Raw genomic sequence first — 19,346 nt, 5'->3', positions numbered from 1 at the left:
ATTGCTTTTGTGTCTCCACAAGCTGCTACCACAATGTTGCAACGCTTGGAGCAAGCAAAACTAATTACTCGGCGCCCTCCTCAACGTGGTCGAGTGCTAGAGACTTATCTAACTGAGTGTGGTGAGGAGCTTTTGCGTGAAGGCGACTGTATAGTAGATGAAACCGAAAAGCGCTTTTTCTCAAATTTTACGTCAAGAGAGCTTCATGATTTTAATGAGTATCTTCTACGTTCTATTGCAAATTTAGATTTTAATAAATGATTCAATCTTTACGCTATGAACGTAGAAATAATGACATGGTATCGCCTCGTTAAGGAATACGAACCATTTTCAAGCTCAATATTTACTGTACCGTCTAGATGGTATAGTAAGATAGTTGATGATATTTAACACCACTTTATCCGGTAGTTATTGCATATGATACAGAAAGCTATCGCATTAATTCCGTCTGAATTCCGTTGGGGGCTGTTTTTTCCAATGCTATTTCTCAACGGTTGGCTTTTGCTTCTACTCATACAACAAGTGCAACCTCTAGCTACAATAGTTGTTCTAGCTATTTTGTTTGCATTTTTACTAGATTATCCAATTGGGTTTTTGGAAAAACTAGGTTTAAAGCGAGTGTTGGCTGTAGTGATAGTATTTGTAGGCGCCCTGGTTGGTTTAGTTGCTCTCGCACTAACGTTGGTGCCTGAAATTATTCTACAAGCTAACGAATTACTAATTAATTTGCCCCATTGGCTTGAATTAATTGACAAGCAAGTCGATGTTCTCAATGCTTGGGTCGAAGCTCGACAGCTACCAATAAATTTAGATGGGCTTACTGTTCAGTTTAGCGAACAATTGCTTCGCCAAGTACAAGTGATTGCCAGTCGGGCGTTTGATGTTGCTTTTGAAACTCTTGGTAGTATTGCAAACGTGTTTTTAATCCTTGTTTTCACGCTGGTGTTGACTTTAAGCGGTGACAGGGTTTGGCAAGGTTTATTGAGTTGGTTGCCTTTATGGTGGAGAGAACAAATACAAAATTCTCTACGCCAAACGTTTGAAAATTTTATTTCCGGTCAATTTATCATTGCCACAATTTTAACAGTTTTACAAACTAGTGCATTTTTACTGTTAAATGTACCTTTTGGCTTGCTGTTTGGGGTGGTTATTGGCATTATGAGCTTAATCCCACTAGGAGGCGCCACCAGCATTGCAATAATAGGGTTAATATTAACTATTCAAGATTTTTGGGTCGGAATCAAAGTTTTGGTTGTGACTGTTATACTTGGTCAGATAAATGAAACATTGATAGCTCCCCGTATTTTAGGTAACTTGGTTGGCTTAAACCCTTTTTGGCTTTTAATCTCGCTTTTCTTAGGCGCCAGATTCGCTGGGCCGTTAGGATTATTCTTGGCAGTGCCAATTGCCAGCTTTATTAAAATTTTAGCTGATGCAATTAGAACTTCAGGCGCCATGAAAGAAACATGACAACAAAACCAAAGTATGTAAAAATAGGTAAATACGTGATATGGATGTTTCAAGACGGTAAGTGTATATCCTGAATCTCCTTACAAATTTCAAAAGTCGAACGGTCTTCAACTTGTTGAATAGTCTCTAAAACTTCAATTGTTCTCTGTCTATAATCAACAAAATCATCAGAAGTAGGTACAAACATGCCAAATTTACTATCATGCTTATCGTATATCCAAACGGATATATCTTCTGCTTCTCTTACTTTATTCCATCCGTGCTTCTCTAAATATGTAACCACTTTATATGGAGATAAAGCGTCAATATTATAATATTTATAATCATTGCTAAACATTTTTGCTACCTATCCATTTTTTTATCAAATCGGGCGCCAATTAATTTGGAGAATCTATTAATTTTAAGATTGCATCTTTTAACTGGCTGCGTAAAGGTTCTTTGATTGGTGAAACACCAAACATTTCTGTAGGGTATAAACCTTCAGTTGCTAAACGAATAATACCAGCATGAACTGGGTCAAGACCGCTTTCATCAAAGTGACGTTGCCATTCGGCACACCCAGAGCGCGCGTGTTCCACTAACTCTGGATTATGTGTAACAGCTATAAATAAGCCAGCAATAAGAGTTAGGGGTGGTTGACTACTATTAAAGCTTGCCCGTACATAAGCTTTAAGCCAGTCCTTTGAAGGGTTATCTGTATTTGAGCGTACTAATTCTTTCTCAATTACTGCATTAAAATCATCAATTAAATAAGTTATTACCCCAGCTACCAAAGCTTCTTTACTGGGAAAATGATAAAGCAAACCACCTTTACTAACAGATGAAGAACGTGCGACTGCATCTAGAGTCAGTCTTTCTATACCTTGAGTAATTATAATTTGAATCGCTGCTGAAAGAAGTTTATCACGAGTTGCGGCGCCAGTTTTGGATTGACTGGCGCCTTTTGGTACTTTTGGTGCGGGAACTTCAGCAGGTTTCATAAAACCTCAGTGTTGAACTATTGCGAAACTGTTGTTTTTACTAACGTATTATGCTCGCATACATATACTATACCACATGGACGGTTTTTTGTTGACATCTTACCGTCTAGTTGGTACACTAAGCTTAAGAGCCGTCCAGACGGTATAGTATTTAGCTATAATTATTTAAATAATTGGGGATTAGAGTCATGGAAACACTAAAGATAGAGAAGACAAACAGCCCAGATTCTTTTCAAAAAGACTTGATGGAATCGAATCTTGCAACATTTACAGGGACAGGAAAAACAGAAGAAGAGTTTGAGAAAATTTAGAGTTTTCAAATCGTTGAACTCACGTCAATTTAACAGTTGAAAAAGCGAAAGGGGAGTTTTACCAGTGAAAAAAATTAACTACAACTTGATTCAATTTATCATCTTAATATTCTCTGCTGCTGCAATTATTTTTGAGAGTGATTATAAAGCTTTGGGTGAAACCCTCGCCCCTTTGAACTCAAAAAAATGCAATCTTGCTCAAGCTATCCAAATACAGCCAACATCTCAAACTAACCCAAATGAACAAGATAGACATTATCAACAAAGCTACATAGGAGTTGGTGGCAATCTTGGCATCAGTGGAGATGCTACGGGTATCAAAGATAATAACTTTGCCATTCTTGGTAAAACAGCATTCACAGAAAATTTTGCTTTACATGATGCAACAACAATATTTGGTGATAGTACAGCCACTAGTGCTTTAGCTCTAACAGGTTCAATTCCAATAAGAAATGGAGCAGGGCAAGTAATCGCCTCACCTTTTATTGGTGGTGGCACGCTGATTAGAGTTACTAGTAAATTCAAATTAGACCCTTTACTATCAGCAGGTGTAGATGTTCCAATATCTAAAGAACTAACAGGAACATTTCGGGTCAATGTAGGTTTTCTCAATAACAATACTGATGCTGGATTATTAATTGGCATTGGCTATAATTACTCAGGGCTTTTTGGTAAATAATCCCTTCTTTGTTAGATTGTGTTGAACGCATAAATCCACGTTGTTTACGAACTACCAGGAACTTAAATGAGTTTCAAGCTATTTGCAAAACAGTAACTAAACCTTTGAATATCGACTTTTCAAAAGAAAAAGAAATAGGTTATCAACGTGTTTACTCGCGTTTACCACTTCTTACTAATCTCGCTTTATCGTGGGATGGAGTTTACTTTGCATACGATAACCAACCTGCTCATGAAACTCCCGAAGTATTTGCCCCGCAATTAGGTGTCGCTATTTTTACACAAGTGCCAGAAGATATTGAGTATGAACAAACTTTAGACGGGCGCCTGCATCACAAACAAGTAGTTAAAGGTGATATTGTAATTACTCCAGAAAATATAGGGACTCACGCGCGATGGAATAAAACTTTTAGTACTATTTTACTGGGTTTTGAACCGTTAGTTTTTAAGCGTACAATTTATGAAGCACTGGATCCTGATCAAGTAGAAATTGCTCCACATTTTGCAATATCTGACCCTTTGGTTTACCAAATTGGGCTGGCTTTAAAATCAGCGTTGGAAAACTATACTATGGCTAGTCGTTTATATGCAGAAACGATGACGAATGCCTTGGCTGTTCATATATTACAAAATTACTCCGTCAAAAAACCTGTAATACCTGATTATACAGAGGGATTGCCGAGATACAAGTTGCAAGTAGTGATTGATTATATTCATGCACATCTTCATGAGGATATAGGTTTGGCAGAACTGGCTCAGTTAGTACAAATGAGTTCACGTTATTTTTTAAAGCTGTTTAAAGCATCGACAGGTGTTACTCCTCATAAATTTGTCATCCGTACCAGGATAGAACTTGCCAAAGAGTTATTGCGAGCAGGAAAAATGAGTATTGCTGAAGTTGCTGTAACTGTAGGTTTTGCAAATCAAAGTCATTTGAACCTGCATTTTAAACGTTTGCTGGGCATCACTCCCAAACACTTTCAGCAAAAATAGTAATAACTTACAAAAATCTGAATAATCTGTAAGACACAGAACTGCCAATTTTGCTTTTTTATAAGAAACATCATTTGAGCAAAATGAACGCAGAACTAGACCTTCAAGGAAGTTTTATCCAGTCTCTTGTAGATTTGGGAGTATCAAGAGGCGCCGCAAAGCTTATTTGGATGCCGTTACCGATGGTACTAATGCTGATTGTCGCAACTGTAGGAGTACTTGTTTGTATATGGCAAGAGCGAAAAATTTCTGCCGCAGTGCAGCAACGTATTGGCCCGGAGTATATAGGCCCTTTAGGATTATTAGCCCCGGTGGCAGATGGTTTAAAGTTGGTATTTAAAGAAGACGTAGTACCAGCATTGGCGGATGCTTGGCTGTTTACGCTTGGCCCGATAATCGTAATACTTCCAGTATTTATTTCATACCTGATTATACCGTTTGGGCAAAATTTAGTTATTAGCAACGTTGGTATAGGTGTATTTTTGTGGATTGCTTTATCTAGCATTCAGCCTATCGGTTTGCTCATGTCTGGTTACGCATCAAATAATAAGTACTCTTTGTTAGGAGGACTCCGCGCTGCTGCACAATCAATTAGTTATGAAATTCCTTTAGCTCTCAGTGTTTTAGCTGTAGTCATGATGTCTAACAGCCTAAGTACCATTGATATTGTTAATCAGCAATCTGGTTACGGTATTTTAGGATGGAACATTTGGCGCCAGCCAATAGGCTTCATTATTTTCTGGATAGCAGCGCTTGCTGAATGCGAACGAATGCCATTTGATTTGCCAGAAGCCGAAGAAGAAATTGTAGCAGGTTATCAAACAGAATACTCTGGGATGAAATTTGCTCTGTTTTATATTGCCTCTTATGTCAACTTGGTTCTATCTGCCTTGCTAGTCTCGATTTTATATTTGGGAGGTTGGGATTTCCCAATTCCAATTAGCTTAATAGCAAACTGGTTAGGTATTAGTAGCACTCATCCGATATTACAAGTTGTAACCGCTTGTTTAGGGATAACTATGACTTTGCTCAAAACGTACTTTCTCGTATTTATTGCAATTCTTTTACGGTGGACAGTACCGCGCGTTCGTATTGACCAGTTACTAAATCTAGGTTGGAAGTTTTTGCTACCAATTGCATTAGTAAATTTACTATTAACTGCTGCTCTCAAGTTAATATTTCCTTTTGCTTTCGGTGGCTAGCTTAATAATTTATAACATTAAGTTGCTAAGTGTTGATACTCAGAAAAGTCCTGCGTAAGCCTGCTAAAAGCATTGGTAAAGGCATTTCATCGTTGTGAATCGCTGCCCTAAAACTAGAACGCGCTCTCAGTCGCTTAAGATAGCTTGAGAGCGCGCTCCGCGTATTATCTGTCCATAGATAACCAAATTTCAGTAGTGCCATTCGCTTTTAATCAAATCACAAATTACAGCAGTAATTAGGGCTTGCTGAAAAAGTAATAAAATTTTAATTCGGACTTGCAATGTTATTATTTTTATTTGTTAAAAAGTGAGCTAAAAATAAACCATTACCAGCTCCCCACAATATGAAAGCCGCACCAAAAAACGAAACCTCAAAAGAACTGGAGTAAAGATTCCTGAACCAAGTCATTGCAATAGCGTCTAAGAATGTTGCTGTATATGTTATTATCACCACAGGTCTTAAAATCTCAGATTGTTCTAGTTTAGCTACTTTCCGGGTGATAAATATAAAACCGAATGTAATAGGAATAGCCAATACAAACATTAGTATTAAGTACGGATTGTTTTCCGAAAAAACTGTCTGTCCTAATAGTCTAACAATCATTGCTCCTATTAACCAAAAAGCAGCACCTAGAGCAACGAATAAAATTGTGAGCGAATTCTTCATTTGAACGTGGTTGTCAGCCAAACTAAATTGAGTTGTAGGTTTCATAGATTCCTCCAGCAAAAAGGTTGTATATTGATAAACGAGTTTTTCCTCGCGTTTCTATTATGCGAGGAAAAGCTCGCTTTTGTCAACCCAAGATTTAAATGATGACTGACTCAAGTCCAGAAGTACTATGGCGCTTGCCACAACAAGCACGGAGTCGTAAGCGGTTTAACCAAATTCTTGATGCAGCGGCTGATTTGTTTGCCTCTATTGGCTACGATTCTGTAACAACTGATGAAATTGCTGTACAAGCAAATACTTCTGTTGGGGGCTTGTATCGCTTCTTCCCAGACAAGCTAGCTATTTTTCATGCATTGCTAGAGCGCTATCTCAATCAACTTAGAGAACTATCTGCGGCTCTTCATACTGACGAAGCAATGCAGATACCGCTCGATATTTACGTTAACCAACTGGTAGATGGATTTGACCAATTTGTAAGTGCAAATCCTGGATTTCGCACAGTGTTCGTTCAATCTCGCCTAATCTCGACAACAGTTGCAATGAATGCGGCATTCTATCAAGAGCTTGCCCAACAACTCGCCATTTATTTTGCCGCTCGTAATCCTACTATAGAGCAAAGTCACAGAGAACTAATTGCGACAGTTAGTGTTGAAGTTGCCTGTTCGCTTGACATGTTAGCATTATCACGCGATGGCGCCTTTCAAAACCGAGTTTTAGCTGAAACCAAGCAGTTACTTATCGCTTACTTACAACGGTATTTCCCAGATTGATGTTAAGTGGCAATGAATCTAATAAAAACAGCTTTTCCGCCACAATACCATTCAAAAAACGCCCCTAACTTACCCGACCAAATCCTACGATAAGTTGCTTGTGCAACCTAACTGTACCATCCAGACGGTTTTTTCTTGACGTATTTACCGTCTAGCTGGTACAGTGAAAGTGTCAGTTGCGAATTTGATGGATTCGCACTTAGGGACTTCCAAAAATTTAATTCTCCCGGAATGTGGGGTGGGCATCCTTGCCTGCCTTCTTTAAATGAACGAGCAGGATGCCCATTCCACAAGAACATATTGGAGATTTTTTTATTTGGAAGTCCCTTAAGACAATAATTTAGCTTTGAATTTGTTGATGTTTTATATAACGAATGTTCGATATATAATAAGATGCTGAATAAATTATTTCGCAAAACACCTCTGGCATGGCGCCAAGTAATGAAGGAAAAGACACGTTTGGCTGTAGCTGTTGCGGGTATTGCCTTTGCGGATATCCTTATTTTCGTGCAAATGGGGTTTGAAGCATCGCTTTATACCAGTGCTACAAAAGCTAACGAAGCGCTGGATGGGGATTTGATAGTAGTGGATAAGCAATTTCAAAGTTTATCGACAACAAAAAGTTTTACTAGAGACAGACTGTATCAAGTCTTGAGCTATGAAGGAGTGCAGTCCGTGAGCTATGTTTATTTAGCGATGGGACAGTGGAGAAACTCACAAACGGGTATAGACCGTGCAATTATGATTTGGGGTATTGAGCCAGATGGCGCCAGTTTTAAGTTACCAGAGTTAAAGCAAAATGCTTCAGAATTAAGGCTTTTAAATTCCGCACTGTTTGATTTGGCATCTCGTCCTGAATATGGAAATGTAGCTGAGTTGCTAAAAAAGCAGGGACAGATAGAAGCGACTTTAAACCGTCATGATATTAGTGTTAGCGGTCTTTTTACCCTTGGTACTTCCTTTACTGCCGACGGTAACGTTATTGTTGGTGACTCAACATTTCTGAAGCTATTCTCCCAGCGTCAACCCTATGAAATTGATGTTGGTTTAATTAAATTGAAGCCAGGAATCAATCCGATATCTATACGCACGCAGTTGAGTAATGCATTACCAAAGGATATAAAAATTTTTACTCATGAAGAATTTGTTGCTGCGGAAAGACATTATATAGAAAGTGGGGGGACAATTGGTTTTATTTTCGGGCTTGGTGTAATTGTCGGCTTTATCGTTGGCATTGTCATTGTGTATCAAATTCTCTATACCGATGTTGCTAATCATCTGCCAGAGTATGCAACATTGAAAGCAATGGGTTATGGGGATAAGTATTTTGTTGGTGTGCTTATGCAAGAAGCATTACTGCTAGCAACTTTTGGTTTTATACCTGGATATTTAGTTTCTTTAGGAATTTATCAAATTGCCTATGTAGTAACGTTATTGCCAATCGGCATGACACTTAATCGTGCCATTAATGTATTTACCCTAACAGTAATTATGTGTACTTTATCTGGTGCAATTGCGCTGCGTAAACTTCAATCTGCCGACCCAGCAGATGTATTTTAAGTAGCTCATTAAGACTTGAGTACTATTGGTATAGTAAATTATCATGTTCGGACTATTGACTTATCTTGGTGTAATTGCCCTTGCCGATAGCATTAATCCAACGGCAACCATATTACAAATTTATTTACTTTTAACACCTAACCCTGTTAGACGGTCTGTTGCTTTTATAGTGGGAGTATTTGTTGCATATTTTGTTGCTGGTTGGTTGTTTGTGCTGGGTTTTGCAAAATTGATTGAATATTTGATTGGTTATATTGGCTTGTTTATATACGTCATTCAATTTGTAATTGGTGTAGTCATGATTGGATTTGCTTTAACAATGAATTCATCTTCATCACAAAGAAGTATTGATAAGCCAAAGGTCAATAAAGCAATTAATACTTTTTTGCTCGGACTCAGCGTTACTTTTCTGGAGGCGCCGACAGCTTTACCTTACATTATCGCAATTGAACGTATCGTTCAAAGCAGATTAAATTCTCTTGAAGTAATTTTTACTTTAATTTTTTATAACTTAATTTTTGTGTCACCACTACTTGTTTTGCTATTACTTTATGTGTTTTTTCGAGAAAAGTCTGCTCATTTAATTCTTTTAATTGCTCATAAAATAATAAAGTACTCTCCTAAAGTTTTCCAAATACTATTATTGATAATTGGAATTTGGTTGTTAATTGATTCTTTATATAGTTATTTCAGGTAGTTTAATTATTGCATAAAGCCATGAGTAGCTATAAACTACTACAAAGTTATTGTATTGGTCTACTAAAAGATAATTCCTAACCTAAAGATAATCGGCGCCGTACCTTTCCAACATCGCGCAATTGAATAATTCGCAAGGTATAATTGCATAAGCGTCATTTTGATTAAGGCGGAATCTACTGTTATGAAATTTATACGTCTGCTTCTATCCACAGACAAGACAAGGATTATTCTGGCTTTTTTAACTGGGATTGGTACAGGTGTTGCTAATGCTGGTATCATTGCGTTAATTAATATGACAATCGCCAACTCACAATCTAACAAAATTATACTCAGTAGCAGCTTTATTGGCTTTTGTATATTGCTTTTATTCTCGATGACATTTTCCCAGATATTCCTGAATCAACTAGTACAGGGAATCACATATAATTTAAAACTAATGTTAAATCGGCGCATTTTAGCTTGTCCGCTAAATATCGTTGAGCAAATAGGTACAGCAAGGCTGTTAGCAACATTAACTGATGATGTAGAAGCGATTTCCTCAGCATCTTTAATGTTTTCTAATTTATGTGTAGCTGTTGCTATGACGCTGGCTTGCATGATTTACTTATGTTGGCTATCTATAACAGTATTTTTACTAGTATTTAGTTGTATAATACTGGGAGTTATCAGCACAAATTTTTTCCTGAGTCGAGGGAGATATTTCTTCAAACAAGCTCGAATAGAGCAAGACAAGTTATTCCAGAATTTTCGTACAACAATTGAAGGCATCAAAGAACTCAAGTTACATACGCAGAGGCGCCAAGCATTTCTATATGAAGACTTGGAGAAAAATGCGGGTGCTTACCGGCAGAAACGAGAAGCTGCAGGAGATATTATCGCTATTGCTGGAAGTTGGGGTTTAACAGCATTATTTATCCCTATTGGTATACTAGTATTTGTTTTACCTAATTTCTTTGAACTTTCACAGTCTTTAACATCTGCTTATGCTTTAACTATCCTTTTCATGTTGACCCCACTGAGGATTATATTAAATACTCTACCAGAGATGGCTAGAGCGAATATTGCTTTGGAGAAAATTGAATCACTGGGGTTATCTTTAGCCGCTGCCACTATTGAACCAGAAGTAGAAACCTATAATAATGCTAAATTATTTAAATCATCTTTAGAGTTGCAGAAAGTAACTCATACTTACATAAACGAACGCGACGCTAGCAAGTTTACACTGGGACCAATTAACCTGTCTTTTTTGGTAGGAGAATTAGTATTTATTATTGGTGGTAATGGTAGCGGTAAATCAACATTAGCCAAATTAATAACTGGGCTTTATATTCCGGAAAATGGAATCATAAAATTAGATGAAGAAAATATTACTGATAAAAACCGCGAGTGGTATCGCCAGCAATTTTCTGCTATCTTCGCTGATTTCTATCTATTTGAAAAACTTCTGGGTTTTCAAGGTTCTAATTTAGACGCTCAAATGCAAGATTATTTAGTGAAGCTTCAGCTTGACCATAAAGTACAAATAAAGGATGGTTACTTTTCTACTACATCGTTATCTCAAGGTCAACGTAAGCGGTTAGCGCTGCTAACTGCTTATTTGGAAGACCGTCCCATTTATATATTTGATGAATGGGCTTCTGACCAAGACCCAGTTTTTAAAGAAATTTTTTACACTCAACTGCTACCAGAACTAAAAACGCAAGGAAAAATGGTTTTGGTGATTAGTCATGATGATAAATATTTTCATGTAGCTGATAGAATTATCAAACTTGATTATGGAAAAGTTGAAAGCGATAGGCGCCTGAATACTTAATTCTGACCAATTATGTAGCCTGGTGCCAATGAACCAAACTCTGTTTTCTCACGCAACCGAACCACAGGTTAATTCACACCCGCATCCCCGGACTGAGAAACTAGCTACCTAGATTTCTCAACTCTGACAATCCACATGGGAGCTAGAGCGGTTGCGATATATTGTTTTTGCTCGACTCTAAAGCCTGCTTTCTCAAAAAACTCCCTGTACTCATTGGTTGGAAAGTACTCGCCCAAAAAAGCCACTCCTCCAGGTTTTAGCACTCTCACAATTTGAGACAGGGCTTTGGCTCGCTCGTTTTTATCCTCAATGTTATGCAGGCAATACAGCGAGGTGATCACATCAAAAAAATTATCGCGCCTGACAGTTAACTTTTTGAAATTTATGCTAATACCTACTTGATGGTATCTAATTCAGGCTGCAACACCGGTTATGAGTAAAAAAAGCTTTAAATTTTATTTAACCCATTTCTATAAAAATTTATGTTATTACTATTTTTGTAAGCAATAAACTTTAATTATGCGTTATGTTGAACCCTTGTTCTGACATTACATGTAACGTCTCTATATTATTGGACGGAGATGTCTATTACGCGAAAAAGCTGATAAAGTAGGGTTGAAAGTGGAATTAAATTGATATGATTACTTGCTACTTACGCTACGTCATTGACCCTGATAAAGTTTCAGATTTTGAAGCATACGGACAAATGTGGATTCCTTTAGTAGAAAAATTTGGTGGCAAGCATCACGGTTACTTTCTCCCACACGAGGGGGCTAATAATATTTCTGTAGCTCTGTTTAGTTTTCCTAGCCTTGCAGCCTACGAGAAATACCGTATAGATTCTCAGCACGATTTAGCTTGCCAAGGAGCATACGAATTTGCACGTCGAACAAAGTGTATTGTTAGCTATGAGCGCTCGTTTATGCGTCCAGTTTTAGGTGACGTTATCAGTCGTTGATTGTGACAGCATAACACGGAGAGTGCAAATTTCTCTAGCAACTCCCTCAATTAGAAAATATAAATTATTACAAACTGTACCTAGTTCTGACGTGCGGAGCTGATTATAATACATAAGTTTTGAACAGTAAATTAGGTGTCTGCCGAATAATGTTGCGCCATATGAATTTTACCGAACGGCAAAAATTGCCGTTCGAGGCAGAGGGCATATTCAGGAATGCGAATGAGGATCGAAAAGGCGCCTGCGTAAATAGTGCGTTCGCGCGTATTCACTTGTATTGCAAATTGGGCGTTGCTGAATCATGGGATGGGTTTGCCCAATTTCTAACCAATTATTAATGGTTTCAGGCGCTAGTTCATCCCGGAAATAAGCAACGCCGCAAATTGTATAACAGCCTGCATTGAGTAGAGATTTAAAGTTTGAAAAACAATTAACATAACCAAGAACAAGTTTGAGTTAAGCAGAAAGCGTAACTCCAAGCCCTTACGGGCTAATCTAGGTGAAACCCAGCGCACTCGAAAATCGCGCGATTTATTTGGAGAGACAGAAAATGCAATCCATTCAACACCTCTTAACAACAGCTATTGTAGTACTTTGTGTGACTATGACCACTACAATAGTGTTAGATTCATGCATATCCTTAACACAGTTGTGGAATAATGTCGCAGCAAACAAAGAAATGAACTTTCAACGAATATACCCACAACCTGATAACGCAAATAAACCAGAGCCTCAATTAGCTGCAACCGAATCGACAACTATATCTACAGCAGCATCAGATTTATCGGTGCCAACTATGCCAGATAATACAGATGTAGAATCCCTTCAACTGTTGATACAAAAGCTGCCGCAGTCTCGTATTCGTACTGCTGCACGACGTTTAGGAATTAAAGATAAGGTTGATGGAAGCTACCAAAAGTTAGGGATATTGCGCGCGCAACTTCAAGAAAAGTTAAAATATCAACCATCCGAAGTTGAACAGGTACTTAGCTCTATTGCAGCAACAACTTCAATAAGCAGACAGAAACAGCTTTGTTGAGCCTCGAAACTCCAAAGTTGTTGTTGCTTTAGTCTAAATATACTAATCAAAGGTTGTCACATTTTGTGACAACCTCTCGATACTCGTAATATAGGCGCCTCATACATCACGTTCAATTTCAGTTTTCGTGGCTGTAAGTGCTTTTTTAACTGGGGGTAAATTATACCTGTCAAATTTTCCAGTTTCGGGAATATATGCTGCAACTGGTTTTCCTTGGTTTGCAGTATACCCAATAATGTTAATGGTTTCTTTACTGCGAATCCCAAGAGCAATGTCATCCGGTTCTGTTAAATTTGCTATGGCTTCTTTTGGCGATGCAACATCAAAGTATTCTATATTGATATCTTTGCGCGTGGCGCCTAATTCCTGAATCAACTTTATAGCAGGTGAGGGGTTATCTAAATGGTGCGGGGAAATATCAACGAAGTGGATAGTGTCGTAACCTCGCTCGATAGCTCTATCAACCGCGCGCAGCAACATATTGCACATCATCTGGTCAGCTAATGGTTGTAAGTTACTATCAACAGTTGCTTCAAAAAATACTACTTTAGCAACAAGAGGCTGATTGTTATTTGCTTGAATATCAGGAAGCTTAACGCTTTCGGGGTCTATAACAATATCCGCATAACTTGCAGGTGCGTTGTTTACTATACCAGTGATTGTTAACCCTTGTATTGTTTTACCTCCTTTAGCTAACTGAGATTGTAGAAAGTTAGCTGATTGTTTGTTTAGCACTCCTAAAGCTTGATTTCCCAATAATGCTATAACAACAGGCGCCTTAGTTGTATTCCTCTGTTGTACATTAAAGGTTATGTTAGTCTGCTCTGCTTGCCAATCGCGACCAGCAAAAGCATATCTATCAGTATTATCAATTTGTAATTTGTTGTTAGGATTTTTAAGACTGGTGACGATAATGCTGGTGTTTGGGGAAGAAGTGATAGTTGCCAGTGCTGAACATCCTGCAATTAGTTGAGGGGAGCGCGCATCTATAGTTCCAAGTTTTTTTCCTTCTACAGTTACCCAACGCGCAGTTTTTGTTGGGTCACGAGGGTTTATGCCATCCTCAAATTTAATCGCAAGTTGTTCACCTCTAAAATTTATACCAGCACATTCATTAAACTGGGCGCCGATTACCCTCATGTTGGTAAACTGTAAAGAGCGAAGTTGAGCTACTACTTCGTTGGGGAATATGGCGAACGCAACACCCGCCCTTTTGAGTCCTTGATAATTCTTACTTTCCTCGGTATGAGTGATATCGTGTATTGCTGCTGCTAACTGTAGCTTTTCAGGTTCTGGTGTACTATTTCTGATGGACTCAACGTATTCGGTGGTTTGCTGTTTTAAAGCATCTATCATTCCATCGCTGATGCCAAAGTGGAATTCGACTTTGCCTTGATTAATTGACATTCCTGGTTTGAGGTCATGTTCCTTCATCGATTTCATACTGATTGTGCCAATCGTGATATCTTTTGCTTGACCATCAGCATCAAAGTATTTGGCAGTAGCTTTTAAAGAATGTGGCATTTTTGCTGATGGTGCCCTTGACTGGAGGCGGATATTTAGTTCGGATGCTTTCCAAAATTGTGGATTTTTAGCTACATCAAATTTAATTAAATTGGTAATTTCTAATTGTTTCCCACTTGTAGGGGAGGTAATTACAAGATAAGGACCCGGTTCTAATTTTTTTCTATCTTCTAATGTAATACGTTGTTTGATTAGTGAGTTGTATTCAGTTTTAATTGTTTGCGCTTGTTCTTTATGAGGGTCAGTTAATCCAATCTCAGGATATAATTTTTTAAACTGTTCAATTGGTCTAGCATGAAGTTGCCTTTGCTCAAATATTTGATTTGTTTGTTGAATCATTAAATCAATTGGGCTATAACTATTACTTTTCATGCCTCTATTAGTAAATGCTTCGGAATTTTTCTTATCAGATATCCATTCAACTTCTTTATAGTCTGTAATAGCTTGGCAGTATGCAATAATAGAGTTATCTGGACGTAATGCACTTTTGGCGCCATCTGTAGCAATTTGCAACTCGTTACCAAGTTCAGCAACACAATCTTTTAATAAATTTTTAACTAAGTGTAATTTTTCTTCAGTTTGTTGACTTTTTACATCAGTAACTTGCTTGACTTTCTGTAAAATTTTATCTGGAATCTTTAATTTACCTTGTTGATGTTTTTGTAAAACTTTACTAAAATGAATTGATACTTGTTTGAGATAGTTTAATTTCTCGGTTTGTGGCATAGCACAAATTTCGCACTGTGAGGCGATATTTTTTTGAATTTCGTTAGCAATAATGCCAATTTTATTTGACATTGCATCAACAGCTATTTGCTCAAACGTTCCTATATAAGGTGCTTTAGCTTTTTTGACTATATCGGGATAACGATTATGAGCCAAATTTTTTTCTTTAACTTCCCTTGCTAGGTGAGGAAAGCTCTTACTTGCAGCAAATGCCAGCAAATCGCCATCAAAATCACACTGCATATTATCCATAGCTGTTTTCGGGTGAATGTAAACACATCCGTTTAACATTTCTGGTAGGTGCTTATTTTTTAACGTGATAACACCATTTGAATTGATTAACGGTGAACGAGTGACTATTATTTCTTCACCGTCATCTATTGTAGGAACACATATTTCATTATGTTGTAAGTCTAAATTTGGTTGAGCCAGACCAGAAGTAAACTTAATAGAGCGTCCAGTTGCTATCTCAACCCACTCTTTGCGAGCAAACTCTTGAAGCTCAGTAATTATTTTTGGATGTTCCAAGAGTTGGCAGTAATTAAACAAATCATTTTTTAATAATGAATACAGCAATAAATCCTTTTGTTCATAAGATAAACTTTCTCCATCAGTAGCGTTATCAACTTCTCCGCCTGAATCTAAACTATCAAATATAGAAAACTTATCATTTATATCTTCTTGGAAATTTGATTCTAAACTTTTAGCCAATAACGCTTTACGACGTTCGTAAGTTTCAACATACCGCTGTGCAAGGCGCCTTAAATCTTTCTGGTCGTGGGCTAGTTGCTCTGCTTGCTGCTTAATGATAGGTAAAATTTCTTTTTTTACTGCCGATGGGTAATTTACTAAAATTTGAGTTCCTAAACTGTGTTCTCTATATAAAGCTAATGCTTTTACACCTAAACCAACAGACAGCATATACTCGCCTGGTTTAATTGCGTCTTCTCCCTTTCTACCTTTGAAACAAGAAGTGGCAAGTACCATATCGTAGCCAACTTTACTGCGTAGAGTTCCATCTCTGGTATTACCACCCATGCGAAAAAACGACTCACCAAATTTATCTAGCTTTGCAGGCGCCAGTGTCCCTTTAGCAATCCGCATAACTGGACTTTCTTCTTGAGGTCGAATACCAAGCCGAAATTGAAAAGCGCGCGGTTCAATGTTATTTGATGCAGCAAAAGTCTTATCAATCAATCCTTTACAATCACCAACCAGCTTTCGAGCATCACTATTTGCAATCACACCACCGTTTTCGCCTGTCGTGTCGTCAATAACTAAAATTCTTACATTCCTTAAGGAGTGAAAAGTGCGACAAGGTGTAAAAGGTAAAGGGTAAGCGGCGCCATCCGAAGGATTTGGGTATAACGAATCACGGATAGTTGGGTCATTTGCAAAAAACATTCTACTGCCCGCTGAAAATTGTAACGTCATACCATTATGTTCTTGTAAATCGGACGGTATTGTGGCTTCAGTATAAGCAGTGCCAATGCTAAATTCAACACCAGGAAATAAGTATTCAGCAAGTGTATTTTCTAGTTTTTCTTGTATTCCAGTGTTAAGATTTGTTTTCGTATCAAAGTGATTAAGTCTTAAAACCATAGTACTTCTGGCAAGTATGAGTGGTGACTAGAGTCAGAAGTTACCAAAGCTAATTAATCTCTCTAGCTGTTGGTGTACTAAAATAGAAACTGGTATCACAGAGGTAAATAAGATGGTTAAGAAATCTGCTCCCGAACCAAATAATCAGCCAATAACAACTAGATACCAGATAGAGTCTTCTATGACCCCGGATGAACTTTTGAGCGAGGGATATGCAAACTATGATGATTTTTATGACCCCGAAGAGGAGAAGTTGAAAGAACTACTTGCAATTGAGCAACAGGAAACAATCGACAATACAAAGTCTGAAGAGTATTACAATAAATACTTTATCGAGATTTAACGCTTATACGCTTGTGGAAAATTTTCCATAAGCGTTAAAGTTCAGCTTTAGGGACTAAACTTTCGCTGTTCTGGTGGAAGAACCCATACGAAACAGTATCCTGACTTTGCCTTGCGTCCAAATTGTGATAAAACCAGACCTAATCTTTGAGCATCCTTAACGCACTCTGTATTATCTAAATAACCCCGGTTCCAGTTGATTAAATTCCTGGCAAATTTTCCTTCATTGGACATTGCCCATTTCATCGCGTCTAACTCGTTCCAAGTTAAGAGCGTTGACTGTACCTTTGTATACCCTCCGCCAATTATTCCAGTAATCCAGGGAGGCATTAAAACACCTGTGATAAAGCCGACACCCAAGGTAAAGAAAAATAGAATAGCGGCGGGAATGACTGAATTTATTAGATTTCTTCCCTCGCGTACTAAGCTTTCATGAATTAAAGCGTTTGCCGCGCGGTTAATGGCTACTTTCTGCCGCTCTACTGCTACTTGTTCCACCAATTCCAAATTGTGAGCTAAGTCTTTATTCCAATTTTTAAAGAGTAATTGTAAGGTTTCAGGCGCCTCTTCAAGCATTGCTTCTAAATGACCAGTAGCAACTAACACCAGAAACAAAGGGTCATCTTGAGATAATCCACTCTTAGAAACAAAGTCCAATACCCGACGCTTAAATCGTTCGGTTTTTCCTTTTAAAGCTTCGGCAAGTAAATCTTCTGGAGTTTGGTTCTTGTGTTCGTTAGACGATGTGGGTTGAGAGTCCTGCAATTGGTTCATCTGATTAACCCCGTGAGAGAAAATGCTGCATACGCTTCTTTAAGGAAATTTTTCACCCGCTGCTTGGATATCACTTTAAAATCAGGGTGCATTGTGGCGCCAGAAAAAGTAACTCCCAAACGGTCAACCATGTTGCGTTCCCAAAACGGGAATTTAGGAAAGTTCATAATAGTAAATTGATGTACCCTTTGCGCTTCTATAAACTCTGGCATTTTATCTATATAGTTCCAGTCATCGCATAACCCCATATTTTTTACAAATACGTGAGTTACATCACCTCCTAAATCATTCAATGACTTGAGGAAGAAATTTACAGAATCTACCCCGCCAGTACACACAAACCATTTAATGAAAGTAATTGAATGCTCTTTACCTAATTGAGTTAGGCTGTTGCGCGTTATCCAGTTAGTAACGTTTGTGTAAACTTGAGCAGGTAAATTAACAATTACTGACCTTTCTAACGCTAAATCGAATATTTCATCAGCATCATGTGCTTGCTTTTCATCATCGCTAAAAAACGCTGGCTTTACATCATGATATAGTTTGGCAATGTCCTGATTACTCGTATCCGCGTCTACAATTGCAAAATCTAAATCAGCATTGACGCAATATTCAATCAAAGTTTTACTAACAAACGATTTCCCGGCGCCACCTTTCTCGCCATCTATAATATGGATTATTGTTGAATGAGTGAGATTTTCTTCTAAGTCATCAAACGGTATGGCGCCCGAACCTGATGGTAGTTCATTATTTGAGGTATTATCATGCTCAGATAAATCTAAGTTAGCTGGGTTTGAGTCTCCATCAAGTTCCTGCTCCCAATCTTCAATATAAACCCTTTTATTTTCACTTGCTGTTTCTGTCGGAGAGTTATTTAAATTTGTGTTTTCTTTCATTGTTGTTGAATTATCCACATTAGAATTAGCAATATATTTTCTAGGTCTGCCTCGTTTTCTTTTAGGCTGTTGAAAATCCATAAATCTTACCTACCAACTGCTAAACGAATCAGTATCGTAATTAAATTGCCCTATTTGCTCCTTCTGCTCCTCAACAGAGGGATAATTTTGTGTTGAATTAGTTTTTAGCTGACCATTTGCCTGTATAAATTCTTTTTGATGGGATAAAAGCATATAGTTAGGTAGCTCTAACCCAACTACAGCGTAAATTTGGTTGAGTTGGATTAGCAAACTGGAGCAAGCTTCCATCGCTATCCGCTCTCTAGTTGCTTCATCCAC

22 protein-coding genes are annotated in these 19,346 nt (G+C 37.8%); 13 read left to right on the top strand and 9 right to left on the bottom strand.

Features of this window, described 5'->3' with window-relative positions:
* A partial coding sequence (locus DSM106972_RS44095) for a MarR family winged helix-turn-helix transcriptional regulator (protein ID WP_267901221.1) occupies positions 1–261 on the top strand: 261 nt, incomplete at its 5' end.
* 156 nt (positions 262–417) lie between these two features.
* Positions 418–1,470, top strand: a complete 1,053-nt coding sequence (locus DSM106972_RS44090; protein ID WP_127086655.1) for an AI-2E family transporter — start codon at positions 418–420, stop codon at positions 1,468–1,470.
* A 49-nt stretch (positions 1,471–1,519) separates the two neighbouring features.
* On the opposite strand, the gene DSM106972_RS44085 is transcribed toward DSM106972_RS44090, so the two are convergent.
* Positions 1,520–1,753, bottom strand: a complete 234-nt coding sequence (locus DSM106972_RS44085) for a hypothetical protein (protein WP_127086654.1) — start codon at positions 1,751–1,753, stop codon at positions 1,520–1,522.
* A gap of 94 nt (positions 1,754–1,847) precedes the next feature.
* Positions 1,848–2,450 carry a TetR/AcrR family transcriptional regulator gene (locus DSM106972_RS44080; protein ID WP_127086653.1) on the bottom strand — a complete coding sequence of 201 codons (603 nt, stop codon included), beginning with the start codon at positions 2,448–2,450 and terminating at the stop codon, positions 1,848–1,850.
* Positions 2,451–2,638: 188 nt separating this feature from the next.
* Between DSM106972_RS44080 and DSM106972_RS55185 the strand changes: the two genes are divergently transcribed.
* From DSM106972_RS55185 to nuoH, 4 genes are all read left to right on the top strand, one after another.
* Positions 2,639–2,761, top strand: coding sequence for a hypothetical protein (locus DSM106972_RS55185; protein ID WP_267901220.1), 123 nt, complete (start codon positions 2,639–2,641; stop codon positions 2,759–2,761).
* 64 nt (positions 2,762–2,825) lie between these two features.
* Positions 2,826–3,440 carry a hypothetical protein gene (locus tag DSM106972_RS44075; RefSeq protein ID WP_127086652.1) on the top strand — a complete coding sequence of 205 codons (615 nt, stop codon included), beginning with the start codon at positions 2,826–2,828 and terminating at the stop codon, positions 3,438–3,440.
* A gap of 104 nt (positions 3,441–3,544) precedes the next feature.
* Positions 3,545–4,432 carry a helix-turn-helix domain-containing protein gene (locus tag DSM106972_RS44070; RefSeq protein WP_233787535.1) on the top strand — a complete coding sequence of 296 codons (888 nt, stop codon included), beginning with the start codon at positions 3,545–3,547 and terminating at the stop codon, positions 4,430–4,432.
* An 83-nt stretch (positions 4,433–4,515) separates the two neighbouring features.
* Complete coding sequence (gene nuoH, locus DSM106972_RS44065; RefSeq protein WP_127086651.1) at positions 4,516–5,634, top strand: NADH-quinone oxidoreductase subunit NuoH; 1,119 nt, start codon at positions 4,516–4,518, stop codon at positions 5,632–5,634.
* A gap of 25 nt (positions 5,635–5,659) precedes the next feature.
* Here nuoH and DSM106972_RS54395 read toward each other — a convergent pair whose 3' ends face one another.
* Both DSM106972_RS54395 and DSM106972_RS44060 read right to left on the bottom strand, forming a co-directional pair.
* Positions 5,660–5,836 (bottom strand): hypothetical protein, encoded by a 177-nt coding sequence (locus DSM106972_RS54395; RefSeq protein ID WP_186538766.1) that lies wholly within the window; start codon positions 5,834–5,836, stop codon positions 5,660–5,662.
* A 63-nt stretch (positions 5,837–5,899) separates the two neighbouring features.
* Positions 5,900–6,346: a DUF5367 family protein gene (locus DSM106972_RS44060; protein WP_127086650.1), complete on the bottom strand. Its 447-nt coding sequence runs from the start codon at positions 6,344–6,346 to the stop codon at positions 5,900–5,902.
* 98 nt (positions 6,347–6,444) lie between these two features.
* On the opposite strand from DSM106972_RS44060, the gene DSM106972_RS44055 reads away from it, so the two are divergent.
* The 4 genes from DSM106972_RS44055 to DSM106972_RS44040 all read left to right on the top strand — a co-directional run bounded on the left by DSM106972_RS44055 (position 6,445) and on the right by DSM106972_RS44040 (position 11,146).
* Positions 6,445–7,074, top strand: a complete 630-nt coding sequence (locus DSM106972_RS44055) for a TetR/AcrR family transcriptional regulator (RefSeq protein WP_127086649.1) — start codon at positions 6,445–6,447, stop codon at positions 7,072–7,074.
* A gap of 393 nt (positions 7,075–7,467) precedes the next feature.
* A complete protein-coding gene (devC, locus tag DSM106972_RS44050; RefSeq protein ID WP_127086648.1) occupies positions 7,468–8,634 on the top strand; it encodes an ABC transporter permease DevC in 1,167 nt (388 codons plus the stop codon).
* Between the two features lie 43 nt (positions 8,635–8,677).
* Complete coding sequence (locus tag DSM106972_RS44045; RefSeq protein WP_127086647.1) at positions 8,678–9,331, top strand: GAP family protein; 654 nt, start codon at positions 8,678–8,680, stop codon at positions 9,329–9,331.
* Between the two features lie 183 nt (positions 9,332–9,514).
* Entirely contained in the window at positions 9,515–11,146 is a 1,632-nt protein-coding gene (locus DSM106972_RS44040; protein ID WP_127086646.1) for a cyclic peptide export ABC transporter, read from the top strand.
* 104 nt (positions 11,147–11,250) lie between these two features.
* Here the strand turns inward: DSM106972_RS44040 and DSM106972_RS56090 are convergent, their stop codons facing one another.
* The gene (locus tag DSM106972_RS56090) at positions 11,251–11,532 is read right to left on the bottom strand and encodes a class I SAM-dependent methyltransferase (protein WP_411675397.1); all 282 of its coding nucleotides are present in this window, start codon (positions 11,530–11,532) and stop codon (positions 11,251–11,253) included.
* A gap of 251 nt (positions 11,533–11,783) precedes the next feature.
* On the opposite strand from DSM106972_RS56090, the gene DSM106972_RS44030 reads away from it, so the two are divergent.
* Together DSM106972_RS44030 and DSM106972_RS44025 are read left to right on the top strand one after the other, a co-directional pair.
* Positions 11,784–12,104 carry an NIPSNAP family protein gene (locus DSM106972_RS44030; RefSeq protein WP_127086645.1) on the top strand — a complete coding sequence of 107 codons (321 nt, stop codon included), beginning with the start codon at positions 11,784–11,786 and terminating at the stop codon, positions 12,102–12,104.
* A 550-nt stretch (positions 12,105–12,654) separates the two neighbouring features.
* The gene (locus DSM106972_RS44025; protein WP_127086644.1) at positions 12,655–13,143 is read left to right on the top strand and encodes an aminoglycoside phosphotransferase; all 489 of its coding nucleotides are present in this window, start codon (positions 12,655–12,657) and stop codon (positions 13,141–13,143) included.
* Positions 13,144–13,242: 99 nt separating this feature from the next.
* Here the strand turns inward: DSM106972_RS44025 and DSM106972_RS44020 are convergent, their stop codons facing one another.
* On the bottom strand, positions 13,243–16,995 hold the full coding sequence (locus DSM106972_RS44020) for a hypothetical protein (protein ID WP_127086643.1): 3,753 nt from the start codon (positions 16,993–16,995) through the stop codon (positions 13,243–13,245).
* Positions 16,996–17,107: 112 nt separating this feature from the next.
* Here DSM106972_RS44020 and DSM106972_RS44015 point away from each other — a divergent pair, with 112 nt between their 5' ends.
* Positions 17,108–17,338, top strand: a complete 231-nt coding sequence (locus DSM106972_RS44015; protein WP_127086642.1) for a hypothetical protein — start codon at positions 17,108–17,110, stop codon at positions 17,336–17,338.
* Positions 17,339–17,385: 47 nt separating this feature from the next.
* On the opposite strand, the gene DSM106972_RS44010 is transcribed toward DSM106972_RS44015, so the two are convergent.
* The 3 genes from DSM106972_RS44010 to DSM106972_RS44000 form a co-directional block, all read right to left on the bottom strand.
* A complete protein-coding gene (locus DSM106972_RS44010) occupies positions 17,386–18,111 on the bottom strand; it encodes a DUF6753 family protein (RefSeq protein WP_127086641.1) in 726 nt (241 codons plus the stop codon).
* Positions 18,108–19,088, bottom strand: coding sequence for a P-loop NTPase family protein (locus DSM106972_RS44005; protein WP_127086640.1), 981 nt, complete (start codon positions 19,086–19,088; stop codon positions 18,108–18,110). The genes DSM106972_RS44010 and DSM106972_RS44005 overlap by 4 nt, the downstream gene beginning before the upstream one ends.
* A 9-nt stretch (positions 19,089–19,097) precedes the next feature.
* On the bottom strand, positions 19,098–19,346 hold a 249-nt coding region (locus DSM106972_RS44000), incomplete at its 5' end, for a hypothetical protein (protein WP_158632973.1).

Origin of the sequence: Dulcicalothrix desertica PCC 7102 (assembly GCF_003991905.1) — a bacterium.
Taxonomy (GTDB): Bacteria; Cyanobacteriota; Cyanobacteriia; order Cyanobacteriales; family Nostocaceae; genus Dulcicalothrix; species Dulcicalothrix desertica.
Note: the sequence above shows the minus strand (reverse complement) of the source record. Positions and strands in the feature narration are given on the sequence as shown.

Bases quoted from the DNA above. Each gene is read 5' to 3' on its own strand.
- nuoH (WP_127086651.1), top strand. From the start codon at position 4,516: ATGAACGCAGAACTAGACCTTCAAGGAAGTTTTATCCAGTCTCTTGTA.
- DSM106972_RS44020 (WP_127086643.1), bottom strand. From the start codon at position 16,995: ATGGTTTTAAGACTTAATCACTTTGATACGAAAACAAATCTTAACACT.
- DSM106972_RS54395 (WP_186538766.1), bottom strand. From the start codon at position 5,836: ATGGCACTACTGAAATTTGGTTATCTATGGACAGATAATACGCGGAGC.
- devC (WP_127086648.1), top strand. From the start codon at position 7,468: ATGCTGAATAAATTATTTCGCAAAACACCTCTGGCATGGCGCCAAGTA.
- DSM106972_RS44025 (WP_127086644.1), top strand. From the start codon at position 12,655: ATGCAATCCATTCAACACCTCTTAACAACAGCTATTGTAGTACTTTGT.
- DSM106972_RS44015 (WP_127086642.1), top strand. From the start codon at position 17,108: ATGGTTAAGAAATCTGCTCCCGAACCAAATAATCAGCCAATAACAACT.
- DSM106972_RS44060 (WP_127086650.1), bottom strand. From the start codon at position 6,346: ATGAAACCTACAACTCAATTTAGTTTGGCTGACAACCACGTTCAAATG.
- DSM106972_RS44045 (WP_127086647.1), top strand. From the start codon at position 8,678: ATGTTCGGACTATTGACTTATCTTGGTGTAATTGCCCTTGCCGATAGC.
- DSM106972_RS44080 (WP_127086653.1), bottom strand. From the start codon at position 2,450: ATGAAACCTGCTGAAGTTCCCGCACCAAAAGTACCAAAAGGCGCCAGT.
- DSM106972_RS44010 (WP_127086641.1), bottom strand. From the start codon at position 18,111: ATGAACCAATTGCAGGACTCTCAACCCACATCGTCTAACGAACACAAG.
- DSM106972_RS44055 (WP_127086649.1), top strand. From the start codon at position 6,445: ATGATGACTGACTCAAGTCCAGAAGTACTATGGCGCTTGCCACAACAA.
- DSM106972_RS44040 (WP_127086646.1), top strand. From the start codon at position 9,515: ATGAAATTTATACGTCTGCTTCTATCCACAGACAAGACAAGGATTATT.
- DSM106972_RS44090 (WP_127086655.1), top strand. From the start codon at position 418: ATGATACAGAAAGCTATCGCATTAATTCCGTCTGAATTCCGTTGGGGG.
- DSM106972_RS55185 (WP_267901220.1), top strand. From the start codon at position 2,639: ATGGAAACACTAAAGATAGAGAAGACAAACAGCCCAGATTCTTTTCAA.
- DSM106972_RS44030 (WP_127086645.1), top strand. From the start codon at position 11,784: ATGATTACTTGCTACTTACGCTACGTCATTGACCCTGATAAAGTTTCA.
- DSM106972_RS44005 (WP_127086640.1), bottom strand. From the start codon at position 19,088: ATGGATTTTCAACAGCCTAAAAGAAAACGAGGCAGACCTAGAAAATAT.